The 24,808-nt window shown below is 61.6% G+C and carries 25 protein-coding genes, 1 other RNA gene and 2 pseudogenes; 16 read left to right on the forward strand and 12 right to left on the reverse strand.

All coding sequences use genetic code 11. The features are described 5' to 3' along the window. Window positions 1-84 precede the first annotated feature (84 nt). From recR to dnaX, 3 genes are all read right to left on the reverse strand, one after another. The gene (recR, locus tag MJ205_RS09490) at window positions 85-675 is read right to left on the reverse strand and encodes a recombination mediator RecR (RefSeq protein ID WP_239812224.1); all 591 of its coding nucleotides are present in this window, start codon (window positions 673-675) and stop codon (window positions 85-87) included. A gap of 101 nt (window positions 676-776) precedes the next feature. After that, on the reverse strand, window positions 777-1,109 hold the full coding sequence (locus MJ205_RS09495; RefSeq protein ID WP_239812225.1) for a YbaB/EbfC family nucleoid-associated protein: 333 nt from the start codon (window positions 1,107-1,109) through the stop codon (window positions 777-779). A 64-nt stretch (window positions 1,110-1,173) separates the two neighbouring features. Then, window positions 1,174-3,435 carry a DNA polymerase III subunit gamma/tau gene (gene dnaX, locus MJ205_RS09500; RefSeq protein WP_239812226.1) on the reverse strand — a complete coding sequence of 754 codons (2,262 nt, stop codon included), beginning with the start codon at window positions 3,433-3,435 and terminating at the stop codon, window positions 1,174-1,176. 155 nt (window positions 3,436-3,590) lie between these two features. Between dnaX and ffs the strand changes: the two genes are divergently transcribed. The 12 genes and pseudogenes from ffs (at window position 3,591) to MJ205_RS09560 (ending at window position 15,295) form a co-directional block, all read left to right on the forward strand. After that, window positions 3,591-3,686: signal recognition particle sRNA small type (gene ffs, locus MJ205_RS09505), an RNA gene on the forward strand. A 98-nt stretch (window positions 3,687-3,784) separates the two neighbouring features. Then, window positions 3,785-4,096, forward strand: a complete 312-nt coding sequence (locus tag MJ205_RS09510; protein ID WP_239812227.1) for a LapA family protein — start codon at window positions 3,785-3,787, stop codon at window positions 4,094-4,096. Continuing rightward, window positions 4,086-5,252: a lipopolysaccharide assembly protein LapB gene (gene lapB / locus MJ205_RS09515; protein ID WP_239812228.1), complete on the forward strand. Its 1,167-nt coding sequence runs from the start codon at window positions 4,086-4,088 to the stop codon at window positions 5,250-5,252. Before MJ205_RS09510 ends, lapB begins: the two co-directional genes overlap by 11 nt. A gap of 420 nt (window positions 5,253-5,672) precedes the next feature. Then, window positions 5,673-8,595 (forward strand): annotated as a pseudogene (locus MJ205_RS09520) (monovalent cation/H+ antiporter subunit A). A gap of 12 nt (window positions 8,596-8,607) precedes the next feature. After that, a complete protein-coding gene (locus MJ205_RS09525) occupies window positions 8,608-8,973 on the forward strand; it encodes a Na+/H+ antiporter subunit C (protein ID WP_021028259.1) in 366 nt (121 codons plus the stop codon). Further along, window positions 8,973-10,742 (forward strand): monovalent cation/H+ antiporter subunit D, encoded by a 1,770-nt coding sequence (locus MJ205_RS09530; RefSeq protein ID WP_239812229.1) that lies wholly within the window; start codon window positions 8,973-8,975, stop codon window positions 10,740-10,742. Before MJ205_RS09525 ends, MJ205_RS09530 begins: the two co-directional genes overlap by 1 nt. Next, a complete protein-coding gene (locus tag MJ205_RS09535; RefSeq protein WP_239812230.1) occupies window positions 10,739-11,227 on the forward strand; it encodes a Na+/H+ antiporter subunit E in 489 nt (162 codons plus the stop codon). Before MJ205_RS09530 ends, MJ205_RS09535 begins: the two co-directional genes overlap by 4 nt. After that, window positions 11,224-11,502 (forward strand): K+/H+ antiporter subunit F, encoded by a 279-nt coding sequence (locus MJ205_RS09540; protein WP_182322531.1) that lies wholly within the window; start codon window positions 11,224-11,226, stop codon window positions 11,500-11,502. The genes MJ205_RS09535 and MJ205_RS09540 overlap by 4 nt, the downstream gene beginning before the upstream one ends. Further along, window positions 11,499-11,876, forward strand: coding sequence for a monovalent cation/H(+) antiporter subunit G (locus MJ205_RS09545; protein WP_239812231.1), 378 nt, complete (start codon window positions 11,499-11,501; stop codon window positions 11,874-11,876). The genes MJ205_RS09540 and MJ205_RS09545 overlap by 4 nt, the downstream gene beginning before the upstream one ends. A 136-nt stretch (window positions 11,877-12,012) precedes the next feature. Further along, a complete protein-coding gene (locus MJ205_RS09550; protein WP_239812232.1) occupies window positions 12,013-13,833 on the forward strand; it encodes a peptidase M14 in 1,821 nt (606 codons plus the stop codon). A 69-nt stretch (window positions 13,834-13,902) separates the two neighbouring features. Next, window positions 13,903-14,286 carry a fluoride efflux transporter CrcB gene (gene crcB, locus MJ205_RS09555; RefSeq protein ID WP_230778069.1) on the forward strand — a complete coding sequence of 128 codons (384 nt, stop codon included), beginning with the start codon at window positions 13,903-13,905 and terminating at the stop codon, window positions 14,284-14,286. A 145-nt stretch (window positions 14,287-14,431) separates the two neighbouring features. Further along, on the forward strand, window positions 14,432-15,295 hold the full coding sequence (locus tag MJ205_RS09560; RefSeq protein WP_239812233.1) for an LOG family protein: 864 nt from the start codon (window positions 14,432-14,434) through the stop codon (window positions 15,293-15,295). Between the two features lie 92 nt (window positions 15,296-15,387). Here the strand turns inward: MJ205_RS09560 and MJ205_RS09565 are convergent, their stop codons facing one another. The 5 genes from MJ205_RS09565 to MJ205_RS09585 form a co-directional block, all read right to left on the reverse strand. Further along, a complete protein-coding gene (locus MJ205_RS09565) occupies window positions 15,388-16,089 on the reverse strand; it encodes an ABC transporter ATP-binding protein (RefSeq protein ID WP_239812705.1) in 702 nt (233 codons plus the stop codon). Between the two features lie 8 nt (window positions 16,090-16,097). Continuing rightward, on the reverse strand, window positions 16,098-16,865 hold the full coding sequence (livG, locus tag MJ205_RS09570; protein WP_239812234.1) for a high-affinity branched-chain amino acid ABC transporter ATP-binding protein LivG: 768 nt from the start codon (window positions 16,863-16,865) through the stop codon (window positions 16,098-16,100). Between the two features lie 37 nt (window positions 16,866-16,902). Next, window positions 16,903-18,135 carry a high-affinity branched-chain amino acid ABC transporter permease LivM gene (locus MJ205_RS09575; RefSeq protein ID WP_446715080.1) on the reverse strand — a complete coding sequence of 411 codons (1,233 nt, stop codon included), beginning with the start codon at window positions 18,133-18,135 and terminating at the stop codon, window positions 16,903-16,905. Next, complete coding sequence (gene livH / locus MJ205_RS09580) at window positions 18,132-19,055, reverse strand: high-affinity branched-chain amino acid ABC transporter permease LivH (protein ID WP_116927424.1); 924 nt, start codon at window positions 19,053-19,055, stop codon at window positions 18,132-18,134. The genes MJ205_RS09575 and livH overlap by 4 nt, the downstream gene beginning before the upstream one ends. Before the next feature lie 89 nt (window positions 19,056-19,144). Further along, complete coding sequence (locus MJ205_RS09585; RefSeq protein ID WP_239812235.1) at window positions 19,145-20,269, reverse strand: branched-chain amino acid ABC transporter substrate-binding protein; 1,125 nt, start codon at window positions 20,267-20,269, stop codon at window positions 19,145-19,147. Between the two features lie 706 nt (window positions 20,270-20,975). Between MJ205_RS09585 and MJ205_RS09590 the strand changes: the two genes are divergently transcribed. Continuing rightward, a complete protein-coding gene (locus MJ205_RS09590) occupies window positions 20,976-21,200 on the forward strand; it encodes a hypothetical protein (protein WP_239812236.1) in 225 nt (74 codons plus the stop codon). 118 nt (window positions 21,201-21,318) lie between these two features. On the opposite strand, the gene MJ205_RS09595 is transcribed toward MJ205_RS09590, so the two are convergent. Continuing rightward, window positions 21,319-21,528, reverse strand: coding sequence for a hypothetical protein (locus MJ205_RS09595; protein ID WP_239812237.1), 210 nt, complete (start codon window positions 21,526-21,528; stop codon window positions 21,319-21,321). A gap of 389 nt (window positions 21,529-21,917) precedes the next feature. Here MJ205_RS09595 and MJ205_RS09600 point away from each other — a divergent pair, with 389 nt between their 5' ends. Next, the gene (locus tag MJ205_RS09600) at window positions 21,918-22,136 is read left to right on the forward strand and encodes a hypothetical protein (protein ID WP_239812238.1); all 219 of its coding nucleotides are present in this window, start codon (window positions 21,918-21,920) and stop codon (window positions 22,134-22,136) included. Between the two features lie 559 nt (window positions 22,137-22,695). On the opposite strand, the pseudogene MJ205_RS23770 reads toward MJ205_RS09600, so the two are convergent. Both MJ205_RS23770 and MJ205_RS09605 read right to left on the reverse strand, forming a co-directional pair. Continuing rightward, window positions 22,696-22,752 (reverse strand): annotated as a pseudogene (locus MJ205_RS23770) (hypothetical protein); the annotation flags it as partial. Window positions 22,753-22,775: 23 nt separating this feature from the next. Continuing rightward, window positions 22,776-22,958 carry a hypothetical protein gene (locus MJ205_RS09605; protein WP_239812239.1) on the reverse strand — a complete coding sequence of 61 codons (183 nt, stop codon included), beginning with the start codon at window positions 22,956-22,958 and terminating at the stop codon, window positions 22,776-22,778. 59 nt (window positions 22,959-23,017) lie between these two features. On the opposite strand from MJ205_RS09605, the gene MJ205_RS09610 reads away from it, so the two are divergent. Together MJ205_RS09610 and MJ205_RS09615 are read left to right on the forward strand one after the other, a co-directional pair. After that, on the forward strand, window positions 23,018-23,458 hold the full coding sequence (locus tag MJ205_RS09610) for a hypothetical protein (protein WP_239812240.1): 441 nt from the start codon (window positions 23,018-23,020) through the stop codon (window positions 23,456-23,458). Window positions 23,459-23,864: 406 nt separating this feature from the next. Next, complete coding sequence (locus MJ205_RS09615; RefSeq protein ID WP_239812241.1) at window positions 23,865-24,188, forward strand: helix-hairpin-helix domain-containing protein; 324 nt, start codon at window positions 23,865-23,867, stop codon at window positions 24,186-24,188. Between the two features lie 141 nt (window positions 24,189-24,329). Here the strand turns inward: MJ205_RS09615 and soxR are convergent, their stop codons facing one another. Next, complete coding sequence (gene soxR, locus MJ205_RS09620) at window positions 24,330-24,800, reverse strand: redox-sensitive transcriptional activator SoxR (protein ID WP_239812242.1); 471 nt, start codon at window positions 24,798-24,800, stop codon at window positions 24,330-24,332. Window positions 24,801-24,808: the final 8 nt, after the last annotated feature.

Here is a 24,808-nt window from a genome sequence, read left to right on the forward strand (position 1 = left end):
CAGCCTGCGGGAAGCCGCGGCGCCAGCGACGGCAACGCTGCGCTCCGCCGCAAGCGTATTGCCTACCGCGTGCGCCGTTCGGTTTCAGCGGCGGTCGGCTAACGCATGGGCAATCGTGCCCAGATCCACATACTCCAACTCGCTGCCAATGGGCACGCCCCGTGCCAGGCGCGTGAAACCAATGCCTTTGCGCTGCAAGGCGTCCCCGATCACATGGGCAGTGGCCTCGCCTTCAGCGGTGAAATTGGTGGCCAGAATCACCTCCTGCACCACGCCATCCGTGGCCCGCTGCAACAGCTGCAGCACCCCAATATCGCGCGGGCCCACGCCATCGAGCGGCGACAGGCGCCCCATCAGCACGTAGTAATAGCCTTTGTAGGCGCCGGTGCGCTCCAGTGCAGCCTGGTCCGCCGGTGTCTCCACCACGCACAGGCGTGCGGCATCCCGCCCTTCATCCAGACAGGTGTCGCAAATGCGGTTTTCGGTAAACGTGTGGCAGCGTTCGCAGTGCTGCACACGGCTGCTGGCCTCGTGCAGTGCACGCGAGAGCAGCTCGGCCCCCTCCCGGTCGTTTTGCAGCAGGTGAAAAGCCATGCGTGATGCCGACTTCACCCCCACCCCTGGCAGGCGGCGCAGCGCCTGCACCAGTGCATCCAAGGTGCCCGTATCAGACATGGACCAGTCCTTCCGGGCAGTGCATGGGGCAGCCAAGCCCGTGACGGCGCGCAGCTGTCAAGGGCTGGAGAACGCTCAGAGCTTGTGGCAAAACGAAGCGCTTAGAACGGGAACTTCATGCCGCCGGGCAGGCCTGGCATGCCAGCGGTGATCTTGCCCATCTTCTCGTTGCTGGTCTCTTCTGCCTTGCGCACGGCAGCGTTGAAAGCGGCAGCCACCAGGTCTTCGAGCATGTCCTTGTCTTCGGCCAGCAGGCTGGGGTCAATGGTCACGCGCTTGACGTCGTGCTTGCAGGTCATCAGCACCTTGACGAGGCCGGCACCGGACTCACCTTCGACCTCGATGTTAGCCAGGTCATCCTGGGCCTTCTTGAGGTTGTCCTGCATGGCCTGGGCTTGCTTCATCAAACCGGCGAGTTGTCCTTTGTTGAACATGGAAAATCCTTTTGTATAAAAACCTGCGGCAGGTGGGAGCTCCCATCGGCCCGCGAACGCCGCATCATAGAGGCTGAATGCTACCGGGCACTATTTTCGCGCCAAATTGCTGTATCAAAGACTGGACATAGGGATCGTTGCGCACCGTCGCTTCGGCCGCACGCTGGCGCGCCTGCACCGCATGGGCCTTGCGGCGTGCGGGGCAGTCCGTCACGGGGCCAACGGACACCTGGATCTTGCCCACCAGACCAGCGGCCACCAAGGCCGTGCGCAGACGCTCGATCGTGCCAGGCTGCGCCAGCGATTCCAGGTCCACGCGCAGCGACCACACCTCGGCCTCGCGCTGGATCAGCTGGGAGCGCAGCGCCAACTGGCGTGCCACAGCGGTGATGGCCTCGGCCTGCACCAGCCCGGTGACGGTGTCGTTCCAGAAACGGCCCTCTTCGGTGTCCTCGAACTCAGGCGGAACCCGTCCCAGGTTTTCGCCAAAGCTGGCAGCGGGCCGGTCCAGCTCGCTGGCCTGCGGCGTTTGCACCGGCAAGGCGATCAGACTTGCGCGCTCTTCAGCCACCACCACCGTCGTCTGCACTGCCACTACGGCATCGGAGCGGCCCGGCAATGCCGGGGGCTCATCATCGGCGTAGGCGTCGATCGGCACTTCGTCGAAATAAGGCGCAGCGGTCTCGTCATCGGCATCGCTGCCCGCGTCCGGCAAGCTATCGTCGTCATGGGCTTGCGGTTGCTCCTCCTCCACCAGTTCTTTCTCTGTCTGGGCCGGTGTCGGCGGGTCGATCGCCGCAGGCGCCGGCGCAGCGGCACGGGCCGGAATCAAATCCTCTGCGCTGCGCACTGGCAGCTTGACAGCCTCCACGATAGGCGCGGCAATGTGACCGGCTCCTGCGGCCGCGCCGGAAGCGGGCTGGGCCATCGAGTTGGCCACCACGGCCGGGGCGGGTGCGGCAGTAGTTACCGGCGCAGCAGGCGCGGCAACCGGCTGGGCTACAGCGAGAGGCGCAGGCGCAGGTGCAGCTATGGGCGCAGCCAACGCACTGGCCAACTGCGGTGGTTGAGAAGCTGCGGCTGGCGATGGCGATGGCGATGGCGATGGCGGTACTTGCGCCGCTACAGGCGGAGCGACAGACGCAACGGCAGCCTGGGCCGCCGCCGTTTTGGGTGCGGCAACCGCGCTATTCAGAGTTTTTTTTTCAGCCGAGCCCGCAGGCTTGAAGGCCAGCAGCCGCAGCAGCGCCATCGTCAACGCGGCATATTCATCAGGCGCCAGTCCCAGCTCGCCCCGGCCATGCAGTGCAATGCTGTAGAGCAGCTGGGTCTCGTCCGCCGGCATTTGCTGGGCCAAGCGCAGCAGTTCCTGCTGCTCCCCGTCGTCTTCGCTGGCAGCGGCTTGCGCCTTGTCGGGCACCGCCTGCAACACGGCCATGCGCTGCAGCTGCACGGCCATGTCTTCCAACGTAGACGCAGCCGACAAGCCCTGGTGGCGCAGCTGGTTGACGGTGTCGACGACCTCGGCACCGTCACCACGTGCCAACGCATCGATCAGGCGGAACACGTGGCTGGAATCGACGGCGCCCAGCATCTGGCGCACGCTGGCCTCTTGCAGCTGGCCACCACCAAAGGCGATCGCCTGGTCGGTCAGCGACAGCGCATCGCGCATCGAGCCACGGGCCGAGCGCGACAGCAGGCGCAGCGCCGGTGGCTCGGAGGAAATCTGCTCCTGCACCAGCACGCGTCCCAGGTGTTCCTGGATGGTCTCTGGCGCCATGGGGCGCAGGTTGAACTGCAGGCAGCGCGACAGCACCGTGACCGGCACCTTCTGCGGGTCGGTCGTTGCCAGCACAAACTTCAGATATTCGGGCGGCTCTTCCAAGGTCTTCAACATGGCGTTGAAGGCGGTGTTGGTGAGCATGTGCACTTCGTCGATCATGAAGACCTTGAAGCGGCCCTGCACCGGCTTGTACACCGCCTGCTCCAGCAGGCCCTGTACTTCGTCGACGCCCCGGTTGGACGCGGCGTCGAGCTCGGTGTAATCGGGAAAGCGCCCGCTGTCGATCTCGGTACAGGCCGGGCACACGCCGCATGGTGCAGCCGTGATGCCGCCATGGCCGTCCACCCCGGTGCAGTTGAGCGACTTGGCCAGAATGCGCGAGACCGTCGTCTTGCCCACACCACGGGTTCCCGTGAACAGATAGGCGTGGTGCAAGCGCTGCTGTACCAGCGCATTGGACAGCGCTTGCACCACATGCTCCTGGCCTACCATTTCAGAGAAATTCCGTGGACGGTATTTGCGAGCGAGAACAAGATAAGACATAGCACCGCATTCTACGGTCAGTCGCAGCCATGCACGGCGCTGGCTCCGCGCTGCATGCAATACTTTTAGGCGCCGCACCCTGCCACCCGGACGATCAGGGACTTTTTGGCCCGCCTGGCCGGAACACATGCATTCTTTAGGTACAATCGGTTCCTGACGGGCCTCCTCGCATGGGGAAGCGGCCAACCGGGTCAGGTGGGGAACCAAGCAGCCCTAACTGTGGATCCAGTGCCGGGGTCAGGCTCGTCACCTTCTTTTGACCAATGCCAGCCTCGTGCTGGCATTTGCTTTTCCAGGCCAGGCGCGGGAATGCACGTAGAATGGCGCCCAAGCCATTCCTGTCACTGCCATGAAATACCTGCTGTGGCTGCTCAAAGCTGTCATCTTCTTCACCCTGTTTGCATTTGCGCTCAATAACCAGCGGGATGTGGTGGTGCACCTGTTCTTCGGCACCCAGTGGCAGGCCCCCCTCGTTCTGGTCGTGCTGCTCGCATTCAGCGCGGGTGTGATTGTCGGCATCATCGGCATGGTGCCGCGCTGGTGGAAGCACCGCAAAGCCGCGCAGCGTGCAGCGGCAGCGCAAACGGCCGCGGCTGAGCCCGCCCTCTCCATCAACGCCCCTGCGGACGAATCCACCCCGCTGCCCCCTCATGGAATTTGACATCTCCTGGATCCTGCTGGGCTTTCCCGCTGCGTTTGTGCTGGGCTGGCTGGCTTCGCGTTTTGACCTGCGCCAGATCCGCCGCGAGAACCGCAGCGCCCCCAAGGCCTACTTCAAGGGGCTGAACTTCCTGCTGAACGAGCAGCAGGACAAGGCCATCGATGCATTTATCGAGGCCGTACAGAACGACCCCGATACCGCCGAGCTGCACTTTGCGCTGGGCAATCTGTTCCGCCGCCGGGGCGAGTACAGCCGCGCGGTGCGGGTGCATGAGCATCTGCTCTCACGCGCCGATATCAGCAAGCCCGAGCGCGAACGTGCCCAGCACGCGCTGGCACTCGATTTTCTCAAGGCGGGCCTGCTGGACCGCGCCGAGGATGCGCTGTCCCGACTGGACGGCACGCCCTATGAGAACGAGGCACGCCTGTCGCGCCTGGCCATCTACGAGCGTGCCCACGACTGGCCCCAGGCGGTGCAGATTGCACGCCTGATGCACAGCCACAACCAGGGCGACTACAGTGTGCGCATTGCCCATTACCTGTGCGAGCAAGCATTGGGCCAGCAGGCCCAGGGCCAGCGCGACGCTGCACTGAGCCTGCTGCAGCAAGCCCAGTCCGAAGCCCCGCATGCACCGCGCCCCCGCATTGAGTTGGCCCATCTGCAGCACAAGAGTGGACATCCTTCGCTGGCGCTGAGTTCGTTGATCGAACTGGCATCGGTGTCGCCCTCCTCGGTGCCGCTGGTCGCCCCGCTGATGCTGGAGCTGGTCAAGACCGATGAGCGCAAGCCGCAGGTGCGTGCGCTGCTGGAGGCGAACTACCAGAACGCGCCGTCGCTGGATGTGATGGAGAGCCTCGTTCAGATGGACGAGCATGCGATGGTGCCGGACGCGGCGGCGCCTGCCGGGCGTGACTGGTACATCGAGCATCTGCGCCATGAGCCTTCGCTGGTGGCTGCGGGTCGCTGGCTGACCCAGGAAACCCTCAGTCATGAGGAACACCACCCGGCTATCCAGCGCGCATTGGACAATGCCGCCAAGCCGCTGACACGCTACCGCTGCGCCGCCTGCGGTTTTGAAGCGCGCCAGCATTTCTGGCAGTGCCCCGGCTGCCAATCCTGGGACAGCTACCCACCCCGCCGGGTGGAAGAGCAATAGGACATCCCGGTCGCTTCTGCTAGGATGCGCTGACGCCCTGCCCTGGGGCGCAGGAGCCCAGACATGCCTCGGCACCGGACCCCATGCACCCAAGCCCAGCCCACCATGGAGCGCGCCTCAGCGGCGCGTCGCACGTGCACGTCGCCGGGTGGCTCGCCGCGACGCACCATTTTCCACCTGATACCCATCCCAGGTGCTGCAGCCCGGCCGCCGTGTTGGCCTATGGCCAAAGGCCTGCCTATTCATGCAAAGCATGCATCGGCCCATGTCCAAAACATCCATCCAGAAACCGCCTTTGCTCGCGCATTTGCAGTCACTAACATAGGGTATTGACTATCGATAAGCCATGACCAATATCCTGAACTTGCTCGGGTTTTAGTAGCAGCTGGGATCGAGCCAGCTTGTAGAATTTACAAAGAAATGGCACTTTCCTACCTGATCCTCCTCCCCTTCATCGGCAGCGCCATCGCGGCGCTGCTGCCTGCCAACGCGCGTAACACCGAGTCCACCTTGGCAGGGGCCATAGCCGTGTTCTGTGTGGTTCAAGTCGCCATGCTTTTCCCGGAAACGCAGAACAATGGCGTGGTGCACCACAACGTGGCCTGGTTGGGCCAGTTGGGCCTGGATCTGCACTTCCGCATGGACGGCTTTGCCTGGATGTTCTCCATTCTGGTGCTGGGCATTGGCAGCCTGGTGGTGCTGTACGCCCGCTACTACATGTCGCAAGCCGATCCGGTGCCACGCTTCTTCTCGTTTTTCCTGGCGTTCATGGGATCGATGATGGGGGTAGTGCTCTCGGGCAACCTGATCCAGCTGGTGTTTTTCTGGGAACTGACCAGCCTCTTCTCCTTCCTGCTGATCGGCTACTGGCACCACCGCAAGGATGCACGCATGGGCGCACGCATGGCGCTGACGGTGACCGGCACCGGCGGCCTGTGCCTGCTGGGGGCGTATTGCTGCTGGGCCATATCGTCGGCAGCTATGAACTGGACAATGTGCTGGCGGCGGGCGACCAGATCCGCAACCACGAGCTCTACCGCGTTACGCTGGTGCTGGTGTTGCTGGGAGCACTGACCAAGAGTGCACAGTTTCCCTTCCATTTCTGGCTGCCGCGCGCCATGGCAGCACCCACCCCCGTGTCGGCCTACCTGCATTCGGCCACCATGGTCAAGGCAGGCGTCTTCTTGCTCGCGCGCCTCTGGCCAGCGCTGAGCGGTACCGAGGAATGGTTCTGGCTCGTCGGGGTGCCGGCGCCATCACCTTGCTGTTGGGCGGCTACATCGCCATGTTCCAGCACGATATGAAGGCGCTGCTGGCCTATTCGACCTTGTCGCACCTGGGCCTGATCACCTTGCTGCTCGGCCTCAACAGCCCCTTGGCTGCCGTCGCTGCCGTGTTCCACATCATGAACCATGCGACCTTCAAGGCCTCGCTGTTCATGGCGGCCGGCATTGTCGACCACGAATCGGGCACGCGTGATATCCGCCGGCTCTCCGGCTTGCAGAAAATGATGCCGATCACCGGCACCCTGGCGATGGTGGCCAGTGCGGCCATGGCCGGTGTGCCGCTGCTCAACGGCTTTTTGTCCAAGGAAATGTTTTTTGCCGAAACGGTGTACATCAACACCACACCGTTTCTGACCACGGCGTTGCCGGTGGCAGCTACCCTGGCCGGTATTTTCAGCGTCGCCTATTCGCTGCGCTTCACCGTCGATGTGTTTTTTGGCCCGCCTGCCACCGATCTGCCGCATGAGCCGCATGAGCCACCGCACTGGATGCGGGTGCCCGTCGAGCTGCTGGTGCTGATCTGTCTGCTGGTGGGAATCTTTCCGGCCTGGGCGGTCGGCCAGTACCTCGATGCGGCCGCCTCGCCGGTGGTGGGCGGCAGCTTGCCGGAGTTCAGCCTGGCGCTGTGGCATGGCATCAATGCGCCGCTGGTGATGAGCATCATCGCCATGCTCGCTGGCATTCTGCTCTATCTGCTGCTGCGTCTGCTGCGCGCCAAGCAATACCTCGATGATGCACCGCTGGTCGGGCGCATCAATGGCCAATGGGTGTTCCAGGCGGTGATGGCGATCATCACCAACGGTGCGCGCCATCTGCGCCGCTGGCTGGGCACGCGCCGCTGGCAATGGCAGGCGCTGTGGCTGGTGCTGGCGGCATTGCTGACGGCTACGCTTCCGCTGCTGATCCATGGCCTGGAGCTGGGCAACCGCGGCCTGCAACCGCTGTCCCCCGCCTTTGGCATTCTGTGGCTGATCGGCATCAGCTGCTCGCTGGCAGCAGCCTTCCTCGTCAAGTACCACCGCCTGGCGGCGCTGGTCACCTTGGGCGGCGCCGGGCTGGCAACCTGCCTGACCTTCCTGTGGTTCTCCGCGCCTGATCTCGCGCTGACCCAGCTGGTGGTTGAAGTAGTCACCACGGTGCTGCTGCTGCTGGGTCTGCGCTGGCTGCCCAAGCGCGACAAGAAGCTCAAGAAAGTCTCCCAGCAAGGCGCACTGGTCACGCTGCGCCGCTGGCGTGACTTGTTGATCACGTTGCTGGCCGGTGGCGGCATGGCCTGGCTGTCGTTTGCGATGATGAGCCGGCCCTTCCCCGAAAGCACCTCGACCTTCTTCCTGGAGCGTGCGCAAACGGAAGGCGGTGGCACCAACGTTGTCAACGTGATGCTCGTCGATTTCCGTGGGTTTGATACCTTTGGCGAAATCGTCGTGCTCGGCATTGTTGCGCTGACCGTGTATGCGCTGCTGCGGCGCTTCCGCCCGGCACCCGAGGCGATGGACGTGCCCGAGCAGCAGCGCTTTTTGCCAGCTGACTTACAGACCGACCTGCTCAACCCGCGCAGCGCCACCGATACCGCTGTGGGCTACCTGATGGTGCCCGCTGTGCTGGTGCGCCTCTTGCTGCCGTTTGCCGCCATTGTTGCAATGTACCTGTTCATGCGTGGCCACAATGAGCCCGGCGGGGGATTTGTCGCCGGCCTGACCTTGGCCATCGGTCTGCTGCTGCAGTACATCATCTCCGGTACGCACTGGGTCGAATCGCATTTGCCCATCTACCCGCGCCGCTGGATTGCCGCCGGTCTGCTGTTTGCACTGGGCACCGGTGTGGGCAGCTGGTACTTCGGCTATCCGTTCCTGACCAGCCACACCGCACACCTGACCCTGCCGGTCGTAGGCGAGATCCATATCGCCAGCGCACTGTTCTTCGATATCGGCGTGTTCTCGCTGGTCGTGGGCTCCACGATGCTGATGCTCACCAGCATTGCCCACCAATCCGTCCGGGGCTTCCGCTACCACGAACGCCAGCAAGGCGAGCGCAGCGACTCGGCATCTCAATCCTAAGGACAATACCAAATGGAAATCGTACTGGCCATTGCCATTGGCGTATTGACCGGCTCCGGCGTCTGGCTGTTGCTGCGCCCACGGACGTTCCAGATCATCATGGGTCTGCTGTTGCTGTCGTATGCGGTCAATCTGTTTATCTTCAGCATGGGCCGCGTAGGCCTGGCAATCGACCGCGAACCGATACTGCAGCCGGGTGTACCGACTGATCTGATGCACTATGCCGACCCCATGCCACAAGCGCTGGTGCTGACGGCGATCGTCATCGGTTTTGCGATGACCGCGCTCTTTCTGGTGGTGCTGCTCGCCTCGCGCGGCATGACGGGCACCGACCACGTGGACGGGTCCCTGTCCAATGACGTGCAGGAGGCGCCTTGATGTCGCTGATGACGCTGACTGAGCGCCTGATGCCGCACCTGCTGCTGGCACCGATTTTGCTGCCCATGCTGACCGCAGCCTTGATGCTGACCCTGGGCGAGAAGTACCAACGCACCAAACTGCTGATGAACATCAGCTCCTGCCTGATCGGCCTGGTCATTGCGATGGCGCTGGTCAAATGGAGCAACCAGGATGGCATGGCCACCTCGATGAATGTCTACCTGTCGGGCAACTGGGCCGCGCCGTTTGGCATTGTGCTGGTGCTCGACCGGCTCTCGGCGCTGATGCTGCTGACCACCAGCGTGGTTGCGCTGTGTGCAGTGGTGTATTCGGGCGCGCGCTGGCACCGGGTAGGCGTGCATTTTCACCCGCTGTTCCAGTTCCAGATGATGGGCCTGGCCGGTGCCTTTCTCACGGGCGACCTGTTCAACCTGTTCGTGTTCTTCGAGATCATGCTCGCTGCCTCCTATGGCCTGCTGCTGCATGGCTCAGGCAAGTCCCGGGTTCAGCATGGCCTGCACTACATCGCCATCAACCTGGCAGCGTCGTCACTGTTTCTGATTGGCGTGTCGATGCTCTATGGCATCACCGGCACCTTGAACATGGCCGACCTGGCGCGCATCATTCCGAGCGTCAGCAGCGCGGACCGGGGCTTGCTGCATACCGCCGCCGGCATTCTGGCCACCGCCTTCCTGATCAAGGCAGCGGTCTGGCCGCTGAACTTCTGGCTGGTGCCCGCCTATGGCTCGGCCACGGCCCCGGTCGGCGCCATTTTTGCGCTGATGACCAAGGTGGGCATCTACACGATTGTGCGGCTGTGGACCTTGATGTTCAGCAGCGAGGCCGGGCCATCGGCCCATTTTGGCAGCGCCTGGCTGATCCTGGGTGGCCTGGCCACGATGCTGTATGCGGCCATTTCCATGCTTGGCACGCAGCGCCTGGGCTATGTGGCGGGCTATGCCGCCATCCTGTCCGCAGGCACGTTGCTGGCTGCCGCCGGCTTTGGCCAGAACCTGATGACGAGCGCCTTGCTGTACTACATGCCGAGCTCGACGCTTGCGGTGGCGGCGCTGTTCCTGATCACCGACCTGATCGAGCGATGGCGCACGACCGACGGTGCCAGCGTACGCTTCGAGGATGAGGAGGCGCCGTTCCTGACCGCCGAACTGCTGCCGCGCGATGGTTTCAACCTCGACGAAGACGAGGAAGTGCTGATCGGCCGGGCCATTCCGGCAGCGATGGCATTTCTGGGGCTGTCGTTCATGCTCTGCACCTTGGTGATATCGGGCCTGCCGCCGCTGTCCGGCTTCATCGGCAAGTTCGCCATGCTCTCGGCGCTGCTCAATCCCCTGGGACTGGGCTCTTCGGCAGGTACGCAGATCGGCTGGTTGGGCTGGCTTTTCATGGGCTTGCTGATCGCCACGGGGCTGATGGCGTTGACCGCCCTGGTGCGGATCGGGATTCGGGAGTTCTGGTCCAGCATCAGCCGCAATACCCCTGAGCTGAAGGTCATCGAGGGCCTGCCGCTAGCGATCTTGCTCGGTTGCTGCATCCTCATGGTGACCCATGGTGCCAGCGTGATGCGCTTTACCCAGCGGGCTGCCGACAACCTCCACGCGCCCGGCAATTACATCCGCGCCGTGCTGGAGACCCATCCCAAGCCCTCCCCCACGGCCAAGCCCGTGGTCGCTCCCGAGATCCCGACCGTGCTCCCTGAGACGGGGTTTGGGCTTGCGCCGCAAGCTCCTGCAGGAGGTACCGAGCCATGAAGCGCCTTTTCCCTGCGCCCCTGCTGTCCGTGCTGCTGTGCCTGGTGTGGCTGCTGCTCAACCGCAGCCTCAGCCCCGGGCAGATCATTCTCGGTGTGCTGCTGGGCTGGCTGATTCCAATGCTCACCCAGGGGCTGCGCCCACGCTCGGTCAGCATCAAAAAACCCTGGACCATCATCCGGCTGGGCTTTCGTGTGGCTGCGGATTCGCTGCAATCCAATGTGGCCGTGCTGCGACTGCTGCTGATGCCGGGCAGCCGAAAAAAGCCGGCAGGGTTTGTTCATGTGCCTTTGCAGCTGCGCGACCCCAACGGCCTGGCCGTGCTGGCAATGATCGTCTGTATCACCCCCGGTACCGCGTGGGCCGAGATATCGCGCGACCGCTCCATCCTGCTGCTGCATGTGCTGGAGGCAGACGACCCGCAAGGCGTTATCGACCACATCAAGGCCTTCTATGAACGGCCCCTCATGGAGATTTTCGAATGAACATCATTCTTGCCTGGACCATGCCGGCAGCCCTTTTCATCTTGCTGCTGGCCATGCTGTTCGCGATGATCCGCCTGCTCAAGGGCCCACAGGCCCAAGACCGCGTTCTGGCGCTGGACTGCATGTATCTGATCGGGATGCTCGCGATGCTGGTGCTGGGCATCCACTATGCGTCCGTCAATTACTTTGAGGCCGCGCTGCTCATCGCGTTGTTCGGTTTTGTCAGCTCGACAGCGATGGCCAAATTCCTGCTGCGCGGGGAGGTGATCGAATGACCGAAGTCGACCTGCCCATCTGGGTACAGATCCTCGTGTCGGTGTTGGTGCTTGGCGGCACCTTGATCACGCTGATCGGGGCACTGAGCCTGTTTCGACTGCCCAGCTACTACGAGCGCGTGCATACACCTTCCATCATCGCGTGCGCCGGCTGCTGGCTCATTGTCTGGAGCTCGGTCTTCTTTTTCAGCCTGCAGTCGCACAAGCCCAGTTTCCACACCTTGCTGATTGCCGTGCTGCTGTCGGTCGCGGTGCCGATCACCAATATCTTCCTGATGCGTGCGGCACTGTTCCGCGATCGGCGCATGGGCAAGGACGTGCCACCCAGCCTGAGCCGCATCGTGTCTGCCAACCCGGAAGGCAACGACGCCTGAGGGCCAGATGGCGATAGCCGGCTAAATAAAACCATGTGGGATGGAGTGTCAGCGGGAATAAGCGCCGGCGTGCAGCAAGAACAGCGTGCTTGTTCTATGCTGGTGGATCACAAGCATCTACACCGCAGGCCACACCATGACGCTCCTCCTCTCCAGCACCCTAGACCGTACGCTCACCCAGTGGGTGGCAGAGCGCCTGGCCCATCCCCAGCCCGAGTGGTCCTGGCAGCTGTGGTGTTTCGAAGGCGTTGAAGCGCGCCGTGCGGCCGAGGAGATGCTGAGCAAGCAGGGCATCCACGCCCGCATCCGCAGCGCCTACAAGCCCTTGGTGCATGCGGTATTGGAAGACCTCGATACCACCGGGCTGCAAAGCCTGCATCTGCACTACCCGCTCCATGCGGATGCCGCGCCCAATCGTTTCATGCTGGAAGCCTACCCCCTGGCCGCCATGCTGCCGCCGGGGGTGGACCTGCAGATGCAGGCCGGTCAGCACACCGACAGCTACACGCTGGCGCTACGCTACCACGACGGGCACACGAAGAACCTGCAGGTATTCGCACCCAACCGGTCTTTCCACACCGCACACGGCAGCAGCGGCATCACCCCCTGCGGCTGGCAGCAGGCGCAGGATGCGCAGGGGCGCACCGTGCACGATGCCGCCTTGCAAACCGACTACGAAGCTGCTTACGCCCAGGCCCTGCATGCGATCGAGCACCATGCCTGGCCGCAGACCGAGCCCTTTTTCGGCCGCCTGCACATTGCGATGCAGTTGACCGGTTTTGAGCAGGAGATTGCCGGCACTGGTGAGACCATGAGTACACCGGAAGCCATGCATGAGGACCTGTATTTCTCGCTGCTCGAGCACTTCCAGAAGCTGTCCGGGCGTGCAGCAGGCGACCGCCGGCTGCAACCGGGCCAGATCGTGCCCGACATCCGGATCGCCGCACAATCCCATCCGCTTGAACAGACCTCCGTCGGCTTGCAAATACACGCACTGGCGCTGTCAGAGCCGTTGCCCACCGCGCCTGAGGGCCTGCCGCCAGCGTTCTTCCGCCCCAACAGCATCGAAGACGCTGCTTTCCATGCGGCGCAGCTGCAGCGTGCCCCCAGCCTGGCCCAGATGGATGCGCTGGTCCAGCCGCTGTTCGCCGCCTATGGCAGCGCCTGCCAGGGCCAAAGCGTACAAGGCCGCCCTATTGCCGCCACCTATAAAAAAGGCAGCGAACACGCGGTGGTGCTGAGCGGCGGCCAGCATGCCAACGAGATCTCTGGCGTCACCGGCGCTCTGCGCGGGGCGCTGGCGCTGGCGCAGCAGGCCGACAGCCACTTCGCCTACATCCCCATTGAAAACCCGGACGGCTATGACCTGCACCAGTGGTACTGCGACTACGCACCGCAGCAGATGCACCATGCAGCGCGCTACACCGCGCTGGGCGACGACCTGGCCTACCGCGACCACGCCCCCTGGTACGAGAGCGCACTGCGGCGTGATGCAATTGCCGCCAGTGGTGCGCAGTTGCACCTGAGCCTGCATGGCTACCCCGCACACGAATGGACCCGCCCCCTGTCGGGCTACGTGCCCCAGGGCTTTGACCTCTGGACCATTCCCAAGGGCTTTTTCCTGATTCTGCGCTACCGGAAAGACTGGCAGGCGCAAGCCGAGGCCCTGGCCGAACGGGTGGCGCAGGCGCTGCTGAAGGTGGAAGGTTTGCCGGAATACAACCGCCGCCAGTTGGCGCTGTACCAAAGCCATTCCGGCCGCCAGCCGTTTGAGTTGCGGCACGGTACCCCTTGCTCGATGCAAGTGGATGACAACGGCCTCACGCCGGTAAGCCTGATCACCGAGTTCCCGGACCAGACCGTGGTGGGCGATGCGCTGGTGTTCGCGCATACCGCACAACGCGCAGCCGTGCTGGCCGCCTATGCCGCCTGGCAGGACATCGTGCAGGCGCGCTGACGCATCAAGCGGAGCCTTTCTGCGCTGGATTTCTCCCCAACACAGCGGGGCCCTGCTAAGCTCGCGGGCATGTGGAACGTTCTTGGCATATCGATTGGCGCCTGCCTGGGCGCGCTGGCACGCTGGCAGTTGGGCCGCTGGCTCAACCAGCCCCATGCCCTGCTGCCGTGGGGCACCCTGGCGGCCAACCTGGTCGGCGGCTACGCCATTGGTTTGCTGGTGGCCCTGTTCCAGAACTCCCCCGGCATCGACCCGGTCTGGCGCCTGGTGCTGATCACCGGATTTCTGGGTGCACTCACGACTTTTTCCAGCTTCTCCGCCGAGACGGTGTCCATGCTGCAGGCGCAGCGCTATGGTCTGGCGCTGCTGCAGTGCAGCCTGCATCTGCTCGGTTCGCTGGCGTTGACGGCCCTGGGGCTGGCCACCGGCCAAGCCCTCTGGGGTGGGCGCTGAACGACTTTTTTCAACGCATTGCCCCAAGCGCATGCCCAAAACGCTCTATATTCAGTAGCAGCACAGGCCCCGCTTGTGCTGCTCGTGTTTTTTGTGACCGCTGGTGCCTGCCCCGGCGCCGGCATTGTGAAAGCTGGAGAAGACCATGGACGCCAACACCCAACTCGACGAACAAGTCATGGCGCATGACTGGAACCTGTTCGGCGCCGACATGCCGCCCGAGCAAGCCGCCAAACGCGATTCATACCGCCTGGCCTTTGCCGATCCGGAGTTTCTGAGCCGCCGCGAAACCCGCTCGATCCGCTTTCAGCTGGAGATGCTCAAACCCGACCTGGAGCTCACCGCCCAGGGCATCAACAACACCGTGGTGGTGTTTGGCAGTGCGCGTTTCGTAGCCCCCGAAGAGGCGGAGGTACTGCTGGCCGCTGCCCAGGCCCAGGGCGATGCGCAGGCGATAGCTGTGGCGCAGCGCGCCATGGCGACCAGCCGCTACTACGATGCGGCGCGCCGTTTTGCACGCCTGGTCGCCAAGTTCAGCGAAACCCAGAAGCTCGAGGACCGCCTCTACATCTGCACCGGCGGCGGCCCCGGCATCATGGAAGCCGCCAACCGGGGCGCCTCCGAAGAGCATGCACCCAATGTCGGCATGAACATCACGTTGCCCCACGAGCAGTCGGGCAACCGCTACATCACGCCGGCGCTGTGCTTCAAGTTCCACTACTTTGCGCTGCGCAAGATGCACCTGATGATGCGTGCACGCGCCCTGGTGGTGTTCCCAGGCGGCTTTGGCACGATGGATGAACTGTTCGAAGTGCTGACCCTGGTGCAGACCCACAAGGCCAAGGGTGTGCCGATTGTGCTGTTTGGCGTGGACTTCTGGTCGCGCATGCTCAACTTCGACGTGATGATCGAATACGGCACCATCTCACCCGAGAACGTCAAGCTGTTCCACATCACCGACGATGTACATGAGGCCTGCCGCATCATCCAGGCCTACTACCAGCGCTAAGGCAGCGTTCGGCCCCTTAAAAAAACCGCCCCTGGCCATGCAGCCAGGAGCGGTTTTGCTTTGTGCAGCGGCAGCCTCTGCCGCCGCACCCATCAGCCGCCCAGGTACGCCTTGCGGATGTCCTGGTTGCGCAGCAGGTTGACCCCGGTGTCTTCCAAGGTGACCTTGCCGGTCTCCAGCACATAGCCACGGTCGGCGATCTGCAGCGCCTGGTTGGCATTTTGCTCCACCAGGAACACAGTCACGCCCTGCTCGCGCACGGCCTTGATGATCTCGAAGATCTGCGCAATGATCAGCGGCGCCAGGCCCAACGTGGGCTCATCGAGCAGCAGCAGGCGCGGCTTGCTCATCAGCGCCCGGCCAATGGCCAGCATCTGCTGCTCCCCCCCGGACATCGTGCCGGCACGCTGGTCGGCACGCTCCTTGAGGCGGGGAAACAGACCATAGACATAGTCGATGCCGTGGGCGATCTCCTGCTTGTTCAAGAAGAACGCGCCCATCTGCAGGTTCTCCATGACCGTCAGATCCTTGAACACACGGCGGCCTTCGGGCGATATCGCAATGCCCTTGCGCATGATCAGGTGAGACGACTGCCCCACCAGCTCTTCGCCCTCGAACCTGATCGAGCCGGTGGTCGCGCAGGGATTGCCGCAGACGCTCATCAACAACGTGGTCTTGCCCGCGCCATTGCTGCCGATCAGCGAGACGATCTCTCCCTCATTGACATGCAGACTCACATCATTGACTGCACAGATCGCACCGTAATGCGTGCTGATATTCTTGATTTCCAACATCGGCTGCATCAGGACTCTCCCAGGTACGCCTTGATCACGCGTTCGTCATTGCGAATGACCTCCGGCACCCCCAGTGCGATCGGCTTGCCATACTCCATCACCAGGATGCGCTCGGACACCCCCATCACCAGGCTCATGTCGTGCTCGATCAGCAACACGGTCACACCGTACTCCTTGCGCAAGCGGTCGATGAGGTGCTGGAGCTCCACTTTCTCCTGCGGGTTGAGGCCGGCGGCCGGCTCATCGAGCATCAGCAGCTTGGGCTTGGTGATCATGCAACGCGCGATCTCCAGCCGGCGCTGGTGGCCATAGGCCAGGTTGCCCGCTTCGCGGTTGGTGAAGGCACGCAGGCCCATCACATCCAGCCAGTGCGCAGCTTGCTGCTTGGCGTTCTCTTCCGCTTCGCGGTAGGCCTTGGTCTTGAACAGACCCGACAGCAGGTTGCGCTTGATCTGCTGGTGCTGCGCAACCAGCAGGTTTTCCAGCACCGTCATGCCTTTGAACAGGCGCACGTTCTGGAACGTACGCACCACGCCATGGTTGGCGACCTCATGGCTGGCCAGGCCGGCAATCGATTGCCCGCCCAGCGAGACCGTACCGGCCGTCGGCTTGTAGAAGCCGCTGATGCAGTTGAACACCGTGGTCTTTCCCGCACCATTGGGGCCGATGATGGCGAACACCTCCTGCGGCTTGACATCGAGTGCGACCTGGTCGACTGCGAGCAAGCCACCAAAGCGCATGCACAGGCCTTCCACCTTCAAGATGCTTTGACTCATAAACACTTCTCCCTGTTTGCGTTTTCCGTGTTTACGGTCATTGCTTCAACTCTTCGTGGTAGCGCTTCATCGGGAACAAGCCCTGCGGACGCCAGACCATCATCAAGATCATCACCAGGCCGAAAATCAGCATGCGGTATTCCGAGAACTCACGTGCGAGCTCCGGCAGCACCGTGATCAGGATCGCAGCCACGACCACGCCAATCTGCGAGCCCATGCCGCCCAGCACCACGATGGCCAAGATCAGGGCCGACTCGATGAAACTGAACGACTCGGGGCTGACAATGCCTTGCCGCGCTGCAAAAAATGCACCGCCAAAGCCTGCAAACATGGCACCCAAGGTAAAAGCGGAGAGCTTGATCTTGGTGGGGTTCATGCCCAGCGAACGGCAAGCCACTTCGTCCTCACGCAGTGCTTCCCAGGCGCGGCCGATCGGCATGCGAATCAAGCGGTTGCTGATCCACAAGGTGACCAGCGCCAGGCACAGCGCCAGCAGGTAGAGGAAGATCACCATGTGCATGGTGTTGAACTCGATACCCATCAGTTGCTGCAAGGTCTGCGCACCCTCTTGCGAGGCGGTACGCGTCAGCTCAAAGCCGAACAACGTCGGTTTGGGAATGCCCGAGATACCGTCCGGCCCGCCGGTGACATCCACCAGGTTGACCAGCAGCAGGCGAATGATTTCGCCAAAGCCCAAGGTCACGATTGCCAGGTAATCGCCACGCAGACGGAGCACCGGAAAGCCCAGCAAGAAGCCGAACAACGCGGCGGCGGCGCCGGACAGCGGCAACGCTTCCCAGAACGACCAGCCGGCCCAGTGGAACAGCAAGGCATAGGTGTAGGCACCCACCGCGTAGAAGCCGACAAAGCCCAGGTCAAGCAGACCGGCAAAGCCCACCACGATGTTCAGGCCCAGGCCGAGCATCACGTAGATCAGCGCCAAGGTGGCAATGTCCACCGCATTGCGGCCACTGAAAAACGGCCAGGCAATGGCCGCGACAATCACCAGCCACAGCAGGGTCATCCGCATGCGGGCGCTGACCTCGGGCAGGCGCGGCGCCTGCACCCGGGCCATATGCTTGCCCAGCAGCGGCTTGATCAGCTGCAGCACCAGCACAATCACAAAGCCCCAGATCACCAGATTCCAGTGCGGCTCAATGTAGTTCTGGCCGCCCTTGCGCTCCAAGTGCAGGCCGAAGATGGGAACCACCACCAAAGCGGCCAGCACGGCCGAGATGATGGCGTTCTTGAAGTTCGCTTTCATCATCAGACCTTCTCCACCTCAGGCTTGCCCAGCAGACCGGTGGGGCGGAACAGCAAAATCAGCACCAGCAGACCAAAAGCAACGATGTCCTTGTATTCCGAAGAGATATAGGCTGCGGCCATGGTCTCGGCCACACCCAGCAGCACGCCGCCCAGCATCGCCCCCGGAATGCTGCCGATACCGCCAAGCACCGCAGCGGTGAAGGCCTTGATACCGGCGACAAAGCCGATGTAGGGGTTGAGCTTGCCGATCGCCAGCGCAATCAGCACACCGCCTACAGCCGCCAGCACCGCCCCCAGGATGAAGGTGAATGACACGACCTTGTTGGTGTCGATGCCCAACAGGTTGGCCATTTGCATGTCTTGCGAGCAGGCGCGCGATGCGCGGCCCATGCGCGAGTGGCGGATGTAGAAGGTCAGCGCGGCCATCAGCACCACCGCCACCACAATGATCAAGATGCGGGTGTAAGGCACAAAGACCTCGAAATCACCCATGTGAAAGTTGAATGCACCGGGCAGCAGCGAGGGCACGGCCATATCGCGTGCGCCCTGCCCCAGGGCTACCCAGTTCTGCAAGAAGATGGACATGCCGATGGCCGAGATCAGCGCCACCAGGCGCGGGCTGCTGCGCAAGGGCTTGTACGCCACCTGTTCCACCACATAGCCGTAAACACCGGTGAGCACCACTGCAACGAGCAGCATCGCACCGATCACCACAAACACCGGCAACCCGCTTTGCGTGCCGATGGCCGACAAGGTCACGAGGCCGATATAGGCCGCAATCATATAAATCTCGCCGTGGGCGAAATTAATCATTCCGATAATTCCATACACCATCGTGTAGCCAATGGCCACGAGCGCGTAGATCGCGCCCAGGGACAGACCATTGAACAACTGCTGTATGAATTGGGGCAAAAAATCGTTCATACCGTACCAACCCAATTCCTTTGGCGCTTGTGGCCGCCAAAATAAAAAAGCATGGCTCTATGTTTTAGAGCCATGCTTTTGTCAAACACTTACTTAGACGCTGGCGACTTGCTGCCATCCTTGTGCCAGTTGAAGACCTGGAAGTCGTAGGACTTCAGGTCGCCCTTGGCATCCCAGGCGAGCTTGCCCAGCGGGGTGTCGAACGTAGCGGTATGCAGGTGCTTGGCCACCTTGGTGCCATCGTTGCCCACGGCCTTGATCGAGTCAGCGATGACCTGCACGGCGGTGTACGAGCCCATCTGGAACGAACCGGAAGGATCGCGCTTCTTGTCCTTGAAGGCCTTGACGATGGCCGCGTTCTTCGGGTTGCCAGCAAAGTCGGCGGGCAGGGTCACCAGCATGCCTTCAACGGCGGGGCCGGCGATCGCATTGATTTCGGGATTGCCCACGCCTTCAGGGCCCATGATGCGGACCTTCAGGCCCTGCTCTGCCGATTGGCGCAGCAGCAGCCCCATTTCTGGGTGGTAGCCGCCGTAGTAGACAAAGTCCACACCGGCGCTCTTGAGCTTGGTGATCACGGCCGAGTAGTCGCTGTCACCGGCGTTGATACCTTCAAACAGCGCAACATTGATGCCGTCAGCCTTGAGCGTATCGCGCACGGCCGTGGCAATGCCCTGGCCGTAGGATTGCTTGTCATGCAGCACCGCAACCTTCTTGGGCTTGACGGTCTGGGCAATGAACTTGGCAGCAAACGGGCCTTGCTGGTCGTCGCGGCCAATGGTGCGGAAGACCGACGTGAAGTTCTTGCCTTCGGTCAGCGCAGGCGAGGTGGCCGAAGGGGTCACGACGACCACACCTTCATTGTTGTAGATCGGTGCTGCAGCGATGGCTGCGCCCGAGCATACAGGTCCCACCACGTAATGGATCTTCGCATTGACGACGCGGTTGGCGGCCACAGGGCCCTGCTTGGGTTCGCAGGCATCATCAACGATCACTGCTTCAAGCTTGTTGCCATTGATGCCGCCGGCAGCATTGATCTGCTCGAGCGCCGTATCCACACCCTCCTTGACCATGTCACCGTACTGGGTCAGCGGACCCGTCGCAGGAATGACCACGCCGATCTTGATATTTTGAGCCTGGGCTGCGCCAGCGAGCATGCTGCCGGCCAGACCAAATGCAACCACCATCGAGTTGAGGCGAAACGGTACCTTCATATCGGAATCCTTTTTAATCAAGCTATGGATCGCAGACATTGACAATAGAGCAACTATCAAGTGCGATGCGGAGACAGCATATAGGTCTAATAAACTCTCGCAACAGGGATGCCTAGGATTGCCAAATATGTCACTTATGTGCTAGCAAAAAGTGATTTTTGCACCTAATCAGGGCATTAACGGGCATTCATGCACCAATAATGTGCAAAACACCTTTAAAGCCACCGCGCAAGGCGCTCAGACCCTATACATTTTGATGCATTTAGTAGCATCAATCTGAAATGCCCCAAGCGCCTCCTCGGCATCGGTGCCGTCCCGGCTCCCTTGTCTCGCACTGAGCCCAGCGGCCACCGCAAATTTCAGAACCCGGGCAGCTTCGCCGCGAGAGGCAGCATTGTGCGCGAAAAAGATCCCGCCACGCACAAAACCAGGGCTGTGGAAACCCTGATCTGTAGCCAAGACGCGCGCGCCCGTCCATGCACCTCGCCCGCCTCTGTTACATCTAGCCATGGATCACGCTCGGGAGCTGGTGGGGCCGATAGGCATGCCCATCGAAGACCACCGTAAAGCGTTTGATGTCTAAAGGCTTATTGAATGCTCGACCTACGCACCATCAGAATGTGCTCATTCATTGGTTCTTTAACCATTGCTAACTCAAGCAAAAACCACTTGCACAATATCAATCAGGGATGGAGAATTGTTCAACATGAAAGAAATTAGGTTGATCAATTCCAAGGGCACCGGCGCAGACAACGCCGCTGCTGCCTCTGCCTGGCTGCCCGATGATGTCCACCATCGCCAGCAATTCCTGCAACTGCTGGAGCAGGCCATTGCCGATGGTGGTCCAGGCACCTACCTGCTGCAGACCCGTGGCCAGCATGTGCTGACCGATATTCTCTATCCCAACCGGGCGTTCTGCGCGCCGGTCTGAGCGCTGGGGGTTGGGTCGCGCGCCTCCGGCTCTCGGGCAAGGCATGCGGCATGCCCTCGTCGCCGCTCAGCCTCATCGGCTGGGCAGGCTGATACTTAGCCGCGATTGCTGGTAGCGCTCAATCACCCAGCACTACGCCCAGGGCGGCCAGCTTCGATGCCATGACATCGCGCCGGCGCTCGGCTTTCTCAGCAGTGGCCATCGCGGCACGCATGGCCTGAGGGCCTTTGAGCGATGCAACACGCACCAGATCAGTTTTCTTGTTGACCTCGGCCACCAGCTTTTGGTAGCTGGCAATCAGGTCCGCATGTTCAGGGGAAGGGCTCACAACAGTTCCTTGTTTTCTACAGCCGCTATTGTCCGGCGAAATGCCGGACTGCCCGTGTTGCTGCGCCATCGGTCATTCCCCGTCCACGGCTGGCCCAGCACCTTCTGTAAGACCATCTCCACGGACCATGTTGCGTGGCGGCCAATTTGCCTGAGCGCCCCCAGGAACCGGTTACAGTGGGGCATAACACCAGGAGGATCCCATGGCCCACAACGCGCAACGCCATCGCTGCCCAGGCCTGCAAGCACATGGAGACCCGCCGCAGGCAGCCCCCTCTCCTTGGCGTTCTCAGCCGACTTAAGCCCCCGCTCCCACTTCGCCGAGATTTCCCTTTGATTGCCGCTGGCAGCTGACCCTGGTCACGTTGTCATGCCCACCGCTTGACTGCTATGAAAACCATCGACGAAATGCTGAGTCTGGATCTGCTCACCCATGACCAACATGGTGAGATCAGCGCATGGATCGACCAGTCCACCACCCCGGAAGAAATTCTGCAAATGCCCCCGCAGCTTTGGCAAGCCATTGAGCGCGCCAGCCTGGCGATGGGCGTCAACGATGATCTCTTACGTCCGCCATCGCTCGATGCGGGAAGCTTGCTGGTGAGCTGAGCTTATCGTAGCGCCTCTCGCGGGCAAGGAAGGCGCTTTCTCAGCGGAGTGAGGCCCCTCGTTGGGCAGGCCTGGGCTGGGTAGGCACCAAGCCCTCTGTCCTGGTTCGCCTCGCTGCATAGCGAGGCGATAGGGGCGCAGTCAAGCTACGTGGAGAGTTCCCACGCCCTCCATATCAATGGGCCCACACCCTACCCCGCCGCCTTGGCAGTTGATATTTAGAGATGCTCAAGCAGGCAACCGGTATAGCTGATGGTTGGCTGAACATGGGCGCGTACTTGAGACCAACTGGCGCCATTCACCGGTGGAGAGCCTGCAGATCCCAGGCTGTCCTTGGTTCAGACCTAGGGAATACCCTTCAAGAATCGATTTGCATAAATCTATAGAATATATCTAATGATTTGCCGGGTTCATGCACCATCCTCCCTCCCTCTCTAGATTTGCATGAACATCCTGAGCGATCAGGAACGGCTTTTCTTCAGCGCCTCAGGCCACCTTCGGGTGGCCTTTTTTTGGCTCGGGAGGTAGCCATTTAGTGAAGATCCCGCCTGTCGCATGTTCATTCGTCGATTACCCGCCCATCGGGCAGCTTGCAGATGCTTCGTTCCCCGATCGCTGAAGACTGGAGATGTGACGTGCCTACATGCTGTGCGCCATATACAGATCAAGGATAGCCATGCCCAGCAGTGGAACAGACGCTGCCGGACGCTTAGCACCGCCGGTCAGCGGCATGAAGGTTGAATTCATATGGATGCGCAAAAACACGCACGCAGAAAGGGCAGCGAACTTCTGCTGAAAATGTCGGGTGGCGACACCAAACACGAACCACTGCTCGACTGGCCGCTAAACTGCCTCCATCCCAAGCACACAAGGCGTTTTCTATGTTGTCCCGCTTCAAGGTTTCACTCACCTGTATTTTTTTGGTATACGCAGGTCTGGCACACGCCAGCCCTGCATCGCAAGAAGCCTCTGCATACGAGACCTTGAAAATCAAGGCCATGATCTGCAAGGAGGAATATATGATTGGACTGTTGAAGGCTGGCCAGGGCGAAACGACTCTGCAGCAGGCTTACAGCGATTTTCTGAGCTGCAGAGGCCCTGTGTCGAAAGCATCCAAGGAGGTCTATAAAAAGGTGCTCGGCAAAGCCAAGGGAAGCGATGCCAAAAAGGTCCTCAAGGACTACCAGGTGGCCTTCATGACTTTTCTGGACGGCATAGATGCCAAGTCGGGAGAGACAAAATACGACTACTCGCTACGCTTTTCCGCATTGGAAGACAACCTGAGCATGGCCAAGCGGCGCCTGGATCTGGAATTGGAATAAGCGATAGGCATGCCCGCGCTACTGGCAAGCTGGCCTATCCGCACCAGTTGCGCACATCTTCAGATGCGTTTGGCTGGATACTCTCACTGCCGCCATCAGCTTGGCAAAGACGGCATTGAATGAAGTGGAACTACTCCGGAACCTTGTTCCCCGCGCACCGGCCCCATGGGCAGGGTGCTTGCACCTGATAGCTGCATATCGTGTCTGGCCTTAATTCGGAGGCTCTTTGCTCTTGGATCCAGAATATTGCAGCCTCGCGTTGTACGGTGTAAACGCTGACAGAATCACTATTTTCAGTGATACCAATTGTTACTTAGCCTCTCTATGCTTATAACTCAGCAGCTCCTCGCTTAACCGCCCAACCGGGGTTGCTGAGTTTCAATTCCACCTTGTTGGATGGCTAGAGATGAATACCAGCACTGCACACCCATTGTTCGATGCGGCCCCTACCCTGCAAGGCTTGCTGCCTCCGCATCTGTGGAGGGTACTGGCAAGAAATGGCATTACGACCATTGAACAGGCAGCCCAGAGTTACCCAGAAAAGCTGCTGCTGATGCCCAGCGTGGGCCCTAGAACCTTTAGAAAAATTGAAGAAAGCCTGTTTCCCGGTAAGCACTATGCGCCGCCCCAGCAGGAAGGTGCCGTGCAGCCTGGTCTGGACCAGACATCCAGGGCCCTCCCCTTTTTCCGTCGCACTCAGAATGCGCTGAGGCGGCACGACCTCAAGTAAGGACAGCGGGCTGTTGAATGACCGGGAAGCCCAGCCGCCCGGGTCCAGCCGCCCATTCAATTGGGGCCCCTCCCCAGCGTTCGTGCCAACGGATTCTCTGCCGCGTGGACATACCCGCGGGGCAGACCGCCGCGCCCACCATCACTCCTCTGCGGCTTTCAGCGCATCGCCCAGCCACAACCGGGGACCAGCACCCCGTTTGCCAATATAGTCCGCCTGGTTGAACACGTGGCAGACCTTCATCGACAGGCAGCCACAGCCGATGCAGTTCTCAAGACTTTTGCGCAGATGCGTCAGTTCCTGAATGCGCTCATCCACCCGCGCCATCCAGGTCTTCGACAGGCCACGCCATTCCTCCCCAGAGGGCGCATGGTGCTTGGGCAGGCCCTCCAATTGCGACGCGATCTCCTCGAGCTGAAATCCCAGCCGCTGCGCGAACACGATATAGGCCACCCGGCGCAGTGCTGAACGCCGGTAACGGCGATGCCCCGAAGCGCTTCGCACCGATTCGATCAAGCCCAGTGACTCGTAGTAACGCAGCGCCGACGCGTTGACGCCGCTGCGCTTTGCGATATTTCCGATGGGCAGCAGTTCATCATCCCCAGGAGTCATGGTGCTTC

Source organism: Comamonas sp. B21-038, from assembly GCF_022387135.1.
GTDB lineage: Bacteria > Pseudomonadota > Gammaproteobacteria > Burkholderiales > Burkholderiaceae_C > Comamonas > Comamonas sediminis.

Bases quoted from the DNA above. Each gene is read 5' to 3' on its own strand.
- crcB (WP_230778069.1), top strand. From the start codon at position 13,903: ATGTGGAACGTTCTTGGCATATCGATTGGCGCCTGCCTGGGCGCGCTG.
- lapB (WP_239812228.1), top strand. From the start codon at position 4,086: ATGGAATTTGACATCTCCTGGATCCTGCTGGGCTTTCCCGCTGCGTTT.
- MJ205_RS09495 (WP_239812225.1), bottom strand. From the start codon at position 1,109: ATGTTCAACAAAGGACAACTCGCCGGTTTGATGAAGCAAGCCCAGGCC.
- dnaX (WP_239812226.1), bottom strand. From the start codon at position 3,435: ATGTCTTATCTTGTTCTCGCTCGCAAATACCGTCCACGGAATTTCTCT.
- MJ205_RS09615 (WP_239812241.1), top strand. From the start codon at position 23,865: ATGAATACCAGCACTGCACACCCATTGTTCGATGCGGCCCCTACCCTG.
- MJ205_RS09610 (WP_239812240.1), top strand. From the start codon at position 23,018: ATGTTGTCCCGCTTCAAGGTTTCACTCACCTGTATTTTTTTGGTATAC.
- MJ205_RS09550 (WP_239812232.1), top strand. From the start codon at position 12,013: ATGACGCTCCTCCTCTCCAGCACCCTAGACCGTACGCTCACCCAGTGG.
- recR (WP_239812224.1), bottom strand. From the start codon at position 675: ATGTCTGATACGGGCACCTTGGATGCACTGGTGCAGGCGCTGCGCCGC.
- MJ205_RS09600 (WP_239812238.1), top strand. From the start codon at position 21,918: ATGAAAACCATCGACGAAATGCTGAGTCTGGATCTGCTCACCCATGAC.
- MJ205_RS09560 (WP_239812233.1), top strand. From the start codon at position 14,432: ATGGACGCCAACACCCAACTCGACGAACAAGTCATGGCGCATGACTGG.
- MJ205_RS09540 (WP_182322531.1), top strand. From the start codon at position 11,224: ATGAACATCATTCTTGCCTGGACCATGCCGGCAGCCCTTTTCATCTTG.
- MJ205_RS09590 (WP_239812236.1), top strand. From the start codon at position 20,976: ATGAAAGAAATTAGGTTGATCAATTCCAAGGGCACCGGCGCAGACAAC.
- MJ205_RS09525 (WP_021028259.1), top strand. From the start codon at position 8,608: ATGGAAATCGTACTGGCCATTGCCATTGGCGTATTGACCGGCTCCGGC.
- MJ205_RS09535 (WP_239812230.1), top strand. From the start codon at position 10,739: ATGAAGCGCCTTTTCCCTGCGCCCCTGCTGTCCGTGCTGCTGTGCCTG.
- livH (WP_116927424.1), bottom strand. From the start codon at position 19,055: ATGAACGATTTTTTGCCCCAATTCATACAGCAGTTGTTCAATGGTCTG.
- MJ205_RS09545 (WP_239812231.1), top strand. From the start codon at position 11,499: ATGACCGAAGTCGACCTGCCCATCTGGGTACAGATCCTCGTGTCGGTG.
- MJ205_RS09565 (WP_239812705.1), bottom strand. From the start codon at position 16,089: ATGTTGGAAATCAAGAATATCAGCACGCATTACGGTGCGATCTGTGCA.
- MJ205_RS09510 (WP_239812227.1), top strand. From the start codon at position 3,785: ATGAAATACCTGCTGTGGCTGCTCAAAGCTGTCATCTTCTTCACCCTG.
- MJ205_RS09585 (WP_239812235.1), bottom strand. From the start codon at position 20,269: ATGAAGGTACCGTTTCGCCTCAACTCGATGGTGGTTGCATTTGGTCTG.
- livG (WP_239812234.1), bottom strand. From the start codon at position 16,865: ATGAGTCAAAGCATCTTGAAGGTGGAAGGCCTGTGCATGCGCTTTGGT.
- MJ205_RS09530 (WP_239812229.1), top strand. From the start codon at position 8,973: ATGTCGCTGATGACGCTGACTGAGCGCCTGATGCCGCACCTGCTGCTG.
- soxR (WP_239812242.1), bottom strand. From the start codon at position 24,800: ATGACTCCTGGGGATGATGAACTGCTGCCCATCGGAAATATCGCAAAG.